Annotated in this window: 8 protein-coding genes; 6 read left to right on the forward strand and 2 right to left on the reverse strand. The window is 67.2% G+C overall.

Annotation, left to right across the window (positions count from 1 at the left end; all coding sequences use genetic code 11):
* From OXU43_02930 to OXU43_02945, 4 genes are all read left to right on the forward strand, one after another.
* On the forward strand, window positions 1-949 hold a 949-nt coding region (locus tag OXU43_02930), incomplete at its 5' end, for a peptidoglycan DD-metalloendopeptidase family protein (GenBank protein ID MDD9824114.1).
* 35 nt (window positions 950-984) lie between these two features.
* Window positions 985-2,235 (forward strand): S41 family peptidase, encoded by a 1,251-nt coding sequence (locus OXU43_02935; GenBank protein ID MDD9824115.1) that lies wholly within the window; start codon window positions 985-987, stop codon window positions 2,233-2,235.
* 29 nt (window positions 2,236-2,264) lie between these two features.
* On the forward strand, window positions 2,265-2,852 hold the full coding sequence (locus OXU43_02940; GenBank protein ID MDD9824116.1) for a DJ-1/PfpI family protein: 588 nt from the start codon (window positions 2,265-2,267) through the stop codon (window positions 2,850-2,852).
* A gap of 4 nt (window positions 2,853-2,856) precedes the next feature.
* A complete protein-coding gene (locus OXU43_02945) occupies window positions 2,857-4,050 on the forward strand; it encodes a PQQ-dependent sugar dehydrogenase (GenBank protein MDD9824117.1) in 1,194 nt (397 codons plus the stop codon).
* On the opposite strand, the gene ispG is transcribed toward OXU43_02945, so the two are convergent.
* Both ispG and OXU43_02955 read right to left on the reverse strand, forming a co-directional pair.
* Entirely contained in the window at window positions 3,984-5,372 is a 1,389-nt protein-coding gene (gene ispG, locus OXU43_02950; GenBank protein MDD9824118.1) for a flavodoxin-dependent (E)-4-hydroxy-3-methylbut-2-enyl-diphosphate synthase, read from the reverse strand. The two genes, OXU43_02945 and ispG, sit on opposite strands and share 67 nt — an antisense overlap.
* A gap of 210 nt (window positions 5,373-5,582) precedes the next feature.
* A complete protein-coding gene (locus OXU43_02955; GenBank protein MDD9824119.1) occupies window positions 5,583-5,714 on the reverse strand; it encodes a hypothetical protein in 132 nt (43 codons plus the stop codon).
* 603 nt (window positions 5,715-6,317) lie between these two features.
* Here OXU43_02955 and OXU43_02960 point away from each other — a divergent pair.
* Entirely contained in the window at window positions 6,318-7,007 is a 690-nt protein-coding gene (locus OXU43_02960; protein MDD9824120.1) for a hypothetical protein, read from the forward strand.
* 130 nt (window positions 7,008-7,137) lie between these two features.
* Window positions 7,138-8,961, forward strand: coding sequence for a sodium:proton antiporter (locus tag OXU43_02965; protein MDD9824121.1), 1,824 nt, complete (start codon window positions 7,138-7,140; stop codon window positions 8,959-8,961).
* Window positions 8,962-9,272: the final 311 nt, after the last annotated feature.

Consider the following 9,272-nt stretch of genomic DNA (forward strand, 5'->3'; position numbering starts at 1 on the left):
GGGCGCAGCGGGTGCGCGGACCGCACCCGCGCCCGCGCCGGCGACCGCGGATGCGGACCGACGCGCCCTGGAACGGCTGCTTGGCAGACTGGACGACGTCAAGCGGCGCCTCGGGGAGCGGAGGGCCGAGGCCGCCGCGCTGCAGCGGCGCAAAAAAAATCTGGAGATCCGCCTGGCGGCGGAACGGGAGCGCTTATCCGCGCACCTGGCGGGCAGGGAACCGGGTTACGGGCAAAACGGCGCCCTGCGAGGGCTCCTGGAACTGGTGCTGGAAATGATCCTCGCCACCGAAAAGGCGGACGCGGCGCGGCAGGAAATGCACCGGGTCGAACAGCAGTATCTAGAGATACTGGACGCCTATCTGGCCCACCGCGGCCCCGGACAGCGGCCCGCCGCGCGCCCCGACAGCACTGTCGCGGCCCCGGCCCCGGAGACCCAGGAGACCTTGCAGCAAGGCGAGGCCGAATTGCCGATGCTGATCGCCGAACTGCAAGGGATCGAAGTGCCTGCCCGCACGCCGACTTCATTCAGCGAACTCCGCGGCAAGCTGCAATGGCCGGTGACGGGCGAGTTCGAAAACCGCTTCGGCGAACGCAAGGGGAACGGCCCGCTGAGCTGGGAAGGAGTCTCTATCCGCAGCGATGCCGGCGAATCCGTCCATGCCGTAAGCAACGGCCAGGTCGTATTCTCCGGCTGGTTCCAGCACATGGGGATGCTGGCCATCCTGGACCACGGCGAAGGCTACATGAGCCTCTACGGGCATAACAAAACGCTGTCGCGCAAGATCGGAGAGTGGGTCCAGCGCGGGGATGTCATTGCCAGCACCGGGAACACGGGCGGCGACCGGGTGCCCGGTCTATACTTCGAGATCAGACATTGGGGAATACCCGTCGATCCTTCGCTGTGGTGCCGGCAATCCGCCGCGGAGCGGCGGCGCCCCGTCCCTTGAACCTGCGCCCTAAATCCGGCACCATGAACCGAATCATGAACCCAGCGGCACAGAACCCGGCCCCGAAGGGCCGCTGTCGGCGGGCCGCCATTGCGGCCTGCGTTGCCTGCCTGGCCGGCGTTTTTGCCTGTCGCGCCGTCGGCGACGAAACCGAGATGCAGGCGGAACCCCTGCCGCTGGACATGTTGCGCGCTTTCGCCGAAGCGTTTGTCCGGATCAAACGCGACTACGTAGAACCCGTAGATGACGAACAGCTGCTCGAGTACGCCATTCGCGGAATGACGTACGGGCTGGATCCTCATTCCGCCTACCTGGAGCCGGAGTCCTACCGCCACCTGCATGAGGGTACGGTGGGCCGCCAATTCGGGGGCTTGGGCCTGCAAGTTGACATGAAGAACGGCCGGATCGTGATCGTGGCGCCGATCGAGGATACGCCGGCCGACCGCGCCGGGCTGCACAGCGGGGACGTCATCGTCGAGATTGACGGCAAATCCGCTAAAGGGCTGCAACTGCAGGAGGCCGTCAAGATCATGCGCGGCCGGCCGGGCACCCGTCTGAGCCTGACCGTCCTGCGCGAAGGCAGCGAGGAACCCCTGACCTTCGAGATCAAGCGCGACGTGATCCGCCTGAAGAGCGTGAAGCGGCGGCTCCTGGAACCCGGCTACGCGCTGCTGCGGATCACGCATTTCCAGGAACGCACCGCCCGGGACCTGGTGGAGGCGCTGGAAAAACTGCGCCACGAAAGCGACATCCCCCTGGAGGGGGCAATACTGGACCTGCGAAACAATCCGGGGGGCATCCTCAATGCCGCCGTGGCGGTCTCGAGCTTGTTCCTGAAAAGCGGCACCATTGTCTCTACCGAGGGGAGGCGGGCAGACGCCAACCTGAGCTTCAACGCCAAACCGGACGACGTGCTGAAGGGCCGCCCGCTGGTGGTGCTGGTCAACCGCGGCTCGGCATCGGCATCGGAGATCGTCGCCGGGGCGTTGCAAGATCACGGGCGGGCGCCGATCCTGGGAGAGAAGACTTTCGGCAAAGGCTCCGTGCAGTCCATCCTGACTATGAAGAACGAGACGGCGCTCAAGCTGACCACCGCCCATTACTACACGCCGAACGGGCGCTCGATCCACGAACAGGGGATCGTGCCGGATTTCGTCTCCAACGAGGCGGGACACGCCCGGCCGTCGGAACTGGACCCGGGCGAAGATCCCCAGATCCAGAGGGCGCTCGAAAAGCTGAAGGTCATGTACCTCGTCTATAAGCAACAGCAAGAGCAAAGTTCCTGAACCGCGGGCGGCGACGCGAACGACGCAACATGAGCAACGTACTGGTACCGCTGGCGGACGGCTTCGAGGATATCGAGGCGATTACCGTCATAGACGTGCTCCGCCGGGCGGGCGTACAGGTCACCACCGCCAGCGTCTCCCCGGAGCGGGAGGCGCATTCCAGCCATGGGATCGGGGTGGCGACGGACCAGACGCTGACAGAGGCTATGGACGACGCCTACGACATGATCGTATTGCCCGGAGGTCTGCCCGGCGCGGACACCCTGAAAAAAGACCCCCGCATCCGCTCCCTGTTGCAGACCATGAACCGGGAAGGGAAGCATATCGCCGCCATTTGCGCGGCCCCCGCCGTACTGGCCGACGCAGGACTGCTGCAAGGAAGGACGGCCACCTCCTACCCCGGCTGCCTGAGCCAGTGGCAGGACGCGGGCGTCTCCCTGCGGGAGGCGCCGGTGGTCGCGGACGGAAAGATTATTACTTCGCGCGGGCCGGGCACGGCCATGGATTTCGCCCTGGCCCTGGTCGAGGCGTTGCTGGGCAACGACAAGCGCAGCGAGGTCGCGGCCGCGCTGCTCGCCCCCACTGCCGCCGCCGGCCATGGGGCGGCAATTGCCTGAAGCCATGCGCGCGCACCGCCATGGGCAGCCCCGCCGGCATCCACGGCACGGGACAGCGCGCATAGCGGCATATGCGGCGGCGACCGTCCTGGCGTCCCTCATCGCGCTGCCCCGCGCCGCCGCGGAAGATGCGGTGCAGGAGTCGGAGAAACAGCGGTTCCGACTGGTGCGCCTGGTCGAGGGACTGGAGAATCCCTGGGGAATGGCCTTCCTCCCGGGCGGCGGCTTCCTGATCACCGAGCGCCCCGGCCGCTTGCAACTGGTATCGCCGCAAACCATGCGCCCCGAACCCGTCACGGGGTTGCCGGAGGTCTTCGCGTCCGGCCAGGGCGGGCTGCTGGATGTCGCGCTGCACCCGCACTTCCAGCAGAATCGCCTGGTATATATCTCCTACTCGGCGGGCGGCCTGATCGGCAAAGGAACCGAGGTGGCCCGCGGCCGCCTGCTCGGACAACAGCTCGAAGACCTGGAGGTGATCTTCCAGGCGCAGCCCAAACAACTCGGCAGCCGCCACTTCGGCTCGCGGCTCCTGTTCTCTCCCGACGGAATGCTGTTCATCAGCCTGGGGGACCGCGCCGACCCCCCCAGCGCCCAGGATCTGGGACAGCATCCGGGGAGCATCATCCGCGTCCGGGACGACGGCAGCGTGCCAGAGACCAACCCCTTCGTCCGGCGCCAGATCGCGCTGCCCGAGATCTACAGTTACGGCCACCGCAACGTGCAGGGGATATTCTGGCAACAGGACGCGGACCTGCTATGGACGCACGAACACGGCCCCATGGGCGGCGACGAACTGAACCTGGTGCAGGCGGGCCGCAATTACGGCTGGCCTGTCATCACCTACGGCGTGAACTACGGCACCGGCACCGCCATCGGCGAGGGAATAACGCACCAGGAAGGGATGGAACAGCCGAAATATTATTGGGTGCCGTCCATCTCCCCTTCCGGACTGCTCCTGTACACGGGGGAGCGCTTTCCGGGCTGGCGGGGCAACCTGTTCATCGGTTCGCTCAAGTTCTCGCTGCTGGTCCGGCTGGAGTTGCAGGGCGAGGAGGTGGTGCGCGAAGAACGGCTGCTCCAAGGGCACGTGGGCAGGGTTCGGGATGTCCGGCAGGGACCGGACGGCCTAATCTACCTGCTGACGGACGAATCCAGGGGAATGCTGGCCCGGCTGGAGCCGGTAGCGCCAGACGAATGAGTTGAGGCCGCCGGCGCCGCCTCTCCCGCCCCGCCGCTTGTTTCCGCCTCCCCCGTCTCGCATCCCGCGCCAGCGGAGGCCGCAAACCGCCTGCCTACGTACTGTTCCACGATCCGCTCGAACTCCGCCGCGATGCCGTCGCCGCGCAGGGTGGCCACCTTTTTGCCCTCGACGAAGACCGGCGCGACCGGGTCCTCGCCGCGGCCCGGCAGGCTAATCCCCACGTCTGCCTGCCGGCTCTCGCCGGGGCCGTTCACCACGCAGCCCATGACCGCCAGGCTCATGCGCTCCACGCCCGGGTAATGCTCCCGCCATACCGGCATCCGGCGGCGCACGAAGGACTGGAGGCTGGCCGCCAACTCCCGGAAAAAACTGCTGGAGGTGCGGCCGCAACCGGGGCAAGCGATTACCAGAGGCGCGAAGGAGCGCAACCCCATGGTCTGCAACAATTCCTGGGCGACCGTCACCTCCCGCGTGCGGTCCTCGCCCGGCGCGGGGGTCAAAGAGATGCGGATCGTATCTCCGATCCCCTCCTGCAACAGCACTGCCAGCGCAGCTGTCGAGGCGACAATCCCCTTCGAGCCCATACCCGCCTCCGTCAACCCCAAATGCAAGGGATAATCGCAACGGGCGGCGAGCCGGCGGTACAGCGAGATCAGGGGCTGTACGCTGCTTACCTTGCAGGACAGCACGATCCGATCATGCGGCAACCCCAATTCCTCCGCCCGCCGCGCGCTCTCGAGCGCGGATGCGAGCACCGCCTCGCCCATCACCTCGCCAGCCTCGCGCGGCTTGGACGAACGGGCGTTCCGGTCCATCATCCGGGTCAGCAGTTCGCGGTCCAGGCTGCCCCAGTTGACGCCGATGCGGATCGCCTTCCCGTGCTCCGCCGCCTGCTCAATCAAGGCGGCGAACTGCCGGTCGCGCTTGGCGCCGAAGCCCACGTTGCCGGGATTGATCCGGTACTTCGCCAGGGCCCGCGCGCAGTCCGGGTGCCGGGACAGCAGCCGGTGCCCGTTGTAATGAAAATCCCCCACCAGGGGCGCCGTACAGCCCTGCCGATCCAGCAATTCGCGGATGCGCGGCACCTGCGCCGCCGCCCGCTCCGTATTCACGGTGATACGCACCAGTTCGGAGCCAGCCGTCGCCAATTGCAGAACCTGCCGCGCCGTCGCCGCCGCGTCCTCCGTATCGGTATCGGTCATGGACTGCACCACCACGGGCCGCCCGCCGCCGAGGGTCACATTCCCGACCCGGACGGCAACGCTGCGCCGCCGCGGAGGCAAATTCGTCCGCCCTTCCGGTTCCGTCGCCCGCTCCATCGCCTGCTCCTCCATCGCCTGCTCCATTGCTATGCCGCCCCCCGCGCTGCCATCGGCTCCCGGGCCGCGGTCTTCCATGCGCCGGCGCGCATCACGGCGCGCATCACGAAGACGCTCCGTTCTGAAGTCGCCCAGACATCCGCCACCGTCACGCCGTCCGCATCGCGCCATCGCGCGCCCGCCAGATGCGCGCCCGCCCTGCGCCCGCCGTCATGAGAGCCGCACCAGCACCAGCGCCAGCAAGACATACACCGGCACGATCAGCCCGACCATCCGCCAAGTAAGCCGCGCCTCCAGTTGCGCGATATCGGCCCTGGTTGCCGTGTCCCCGACGGCAGCCACCTATTGCGCCGCCGCCCTGGCCTTGTCATCCGACGCGCCCGCGTCCTGGAGCGCGTCCAGCAGTTCCATGTTGGCCTGTGTCATTGCCGCGCCCGCTACTCTTTCGCCCCGGCAGCGCGCAAGAGCCGCGCGACATCGGCTTGGCTTTGCCGCGCCGCCATGCGCAGGGGCGTAATCCCGTCCTTGTTCCGCTTGCTCATCTTCATCGTCTCGCCTCCCCGACGCCGCTGGCCCGCTCCATGGCGGCGCCATCGGCGGCATGGCGCACCATGCCCTGCAAAGAGGAGTTGACCGTACCACGTTTCCCGCCCCTTCTCCATGCTCGGCGGCCCGCCTGCTCCCCGCCTCCCGCACGCCAGCCGGGCTGCCGCGGCGGCGCCTGCCGGCCGCCGGCGCGCCGCCCACCCCTTCCCTCTCCGTCACCGGCCGCCGCCGGCGAGCGCCATCCCGATCCGATTCGGATTTATAAGATATAATGCGTGGCCGGAGGAGGAATCCTTCTCTCCCCAGGGGAAAACGAGGAAAGAAAAGGACGATGCTGGAGGGCGCCCGTAAAACAGAAGCCACGAGCTCCTCCTGCCGGCGGCCGACGGAGACGGGCCGTTGACGGCGGGAAAGGCCGAGCGACAGATACTGAAGATCCTGGAGGGTACCGCCCGTATCTTCGACCAACAGGGCTGCTGGACTCGCTACTACCTCGCGCGGGACAAAGACGATAAGGAAGTGGCGATCGGCGCTGCCGAGGCGACGAAGTTCTGCCTGACCGGCGCTGTGTGGAAGAGCCAGCTCAACCTGAAGGGCAGCGACGGGGCGCGCCATGGCGCGATTCGGTTTCTCAACTACGTCTGCCGGGCCACCTACGGCAAGGGTCTGGAAAAACACGGCACCCCCCAGGACATACAGGAATTCGCCTGGTTCCCGGCGTCTTACGTCAACGACACGCTGCTAAACAACATCGGCGAAGTGCGCAATATCCTGCGCAGCGCCACGAAGGCCCTGCAAAAACATATTCAACAGACGGAAAAAGTGGATGCAACCGTGGCAGTGCCGCCGCCCCCAAAACCGCGCCCAAAACCGGCGCCGGCGCCGGCAACCGCCGACGAGGCGGCGCCGGACGACGAGGCGCTGGACGACGAGGGGCTCATGATCCAGGTGGTGCCCAAGGACCGGCAACCGGGCGAGGCGGCGGAATCGGAAGCGCAGGAACAGGAAGAGGAAAAGCTCGCCTTCGATCTGCCGGAAATCGAAGTAGATCTGGAACTGGAACTGGACGACTCCGATCCCAAGGAATAGGGGCACGGACAACAGGGGCACGGGCGGGCCGGAATCGTCCCCCAGCGGCGGCGGGCCGGGGCGGCGCCGCACTCCCCCTCCCGGCGTCACACCGCATCGAACCGCATAAACCGCATAAGGGGAACCGCGCTTGGCCGAGACCGTACTGCCGTCTCTCGCGGCGATCGGCATTCTGGGGATCGCCTGCCAATGGCTGGCTTGGCGGCTGCGCCTGCCGGCCATTCTGTTTCTGCTGCTCGGCGGAATCCTGGCGGGCCCGGTAACGGGAGTCCTGGACCCGGACACCCTGCTCGGCGACCTGCTGTTCCCGATCGTTTCCCTGTCCGTCGCCGTCATCCTGTTCGAGGGCGGCCTGACGCTGCGCTTCGACCAGATCCGGGGGCTGACCGCCGTCGTCCGCAATCTGGTGACCGTCGGCGCCCTGCTGACCTGGCTGCTGGTCGCCCTGGCAGGGCACTTCCTGTGCGGCCTGCCGGGCGAGCTGGCCCTGCTGTTCGGCGCCATCTCCGTGGTGACCGGTCCGACGGTCATCATACCGATGCTGCGCACGGTGCGGCTTACCGCCCGGCTGGCGCGCCTGCTGCGCTGGGAGGGAATCGTAATTGACCCCATCGGCGCGTTGCTGGCGGTGGTGGTATTCGACTTTGTCGCCGCCCGCTACGGCGCCGCCCCCGGGGGCGCGACCGCGGACGCCCTGCTTGCCTTCGGCGCCATCCTGGCAACCGGCGCCGTGCTGGGGCTGGCCGCGGGCGCCGCCACCGGCTGGGTCCTGCAACGCCGTCTGATCCCGGAATACCTGCGCAATCTCTTCGTGCTGACAGCGGTGGTCGCCTTGTTCGTCGTCGCCGACGCCATCGAAAAGGAGGCCGGCCTGCTGGCGGTCACCCTGATGGGCATCACGTTGGCGAATATGCCGGATGCGGAACTGGAAGACATCGCGCACTTTAAGGAGCACGTCAGCCTGATGCTGGTGTCCACCCTGTTCATCCTGCTGGCCGCCCGGATCGAGTTCGACCCGTTCCTGGAGCTGGGATGGGCAACATTGGCCATCCTGTGCCTGCTGGCATTTCCCATCCGCGCCGTCTCCGTAGCCGCCTCGACCTGGGGCTCCGACCTCTCCTGGCGGGAACGCGCCCTGCTGTCGTGGATCTCCCCGCGGGGGATCGTAGCGGCTGCGGTATCGGCCGCCTTCGCCCTGCGCCTGGAAGAAATCGGCTACGCCGAGGGCGGGCTGCTGGTGCCTCTGGTACTGGTATTGATCCTGTTCACGGTGATCGTGCAGGGACTCACCGCCGGCGCCGTGGCCTCCTGGCTGGGCGTAACCGAACCGGATCCCCGCGGCGCCCTGATCCTGGGCGGCGGCATCGTAGGCCGCAGGATCGGCAAGGCCCTCAGCGAACAGGGCATCCCGGTCCTTTTGGCGGACAGCGACTGGGACAATATCCGGCAGGCGCGCATGGAGGGGTTGCCGGTCTATTACGGCAACGCCCTGTCCGAACACGCGGAAGAGAACATGGACCTCAGCGGGCTCGGGCACGTGCTGGCCCTGTCGGGACGCCCTCACCTGAATGCCCTGGCCGCCCTGCGCTTCCGGCGCGAATTTGGGCCGGACAAGGCATACGAGCTGCAATCCGCCGCCGACGCGCAGGCGCCCGAATCCCCCAGCGCCAAGCACCGGGTATCGGCCAGGCACCGGGGGCGGCGCCTGTTCGCCGAGCAAATCTCCTACGCCACCCTGGCGCCCCGTCTGCGTGGCGGGGCCGAGATTCGCGCCACTCCCCTGAGCGAGGAATTCGGTTTCGCCGACTACCGGGAAAAATTCGGCGAATCCTGCATCCCCTTGTTCGCCCTGGATGCCAACCGGCGGTTGCGCGTCTTCCATGCCGACGAAGAGCTCAAGCCGGAGCCCGGCTGGATCGTGCTGGGCCTGCGCGATCCCGGCGATGCGGACTAGCCGTTACACAATCGAGGGAAGAAAATTGGCCCCGTTTGCCGACCCTTCCCTGCTGCTTCAGCTTTTCCGGCAGTGCGGATTCTTGGCGGCGCGTCTCTCTCTTGAACCGCTATTCTTGCGGAGGCACAGGGTCCCGTTCGATTGCGTAACGGCTGGGAAGCCGCCGCGCTCAGCCTTCCGACGGCTCGGCCTTGGCGGCCTTGTCCTTTGGGGCCACCGCGATGTCCAGCCCGCTTATGAGCAAATCGAGCTTGGCATCTATCGCGGCGATGCTCTTGCCGTTTGCGGCGATCTCCTTGCCGAGCTCCACC

This window comes from Gammaproteobacteria bacterium, from assembly GCA_028817255.1.
Classification (GTDB): Bacteria; Pseudomonadota; Gammaproteobacteria; order Porifericomitales; family Porifericomitaceae; genus Porifericomes; species Porifericomes azotivorans.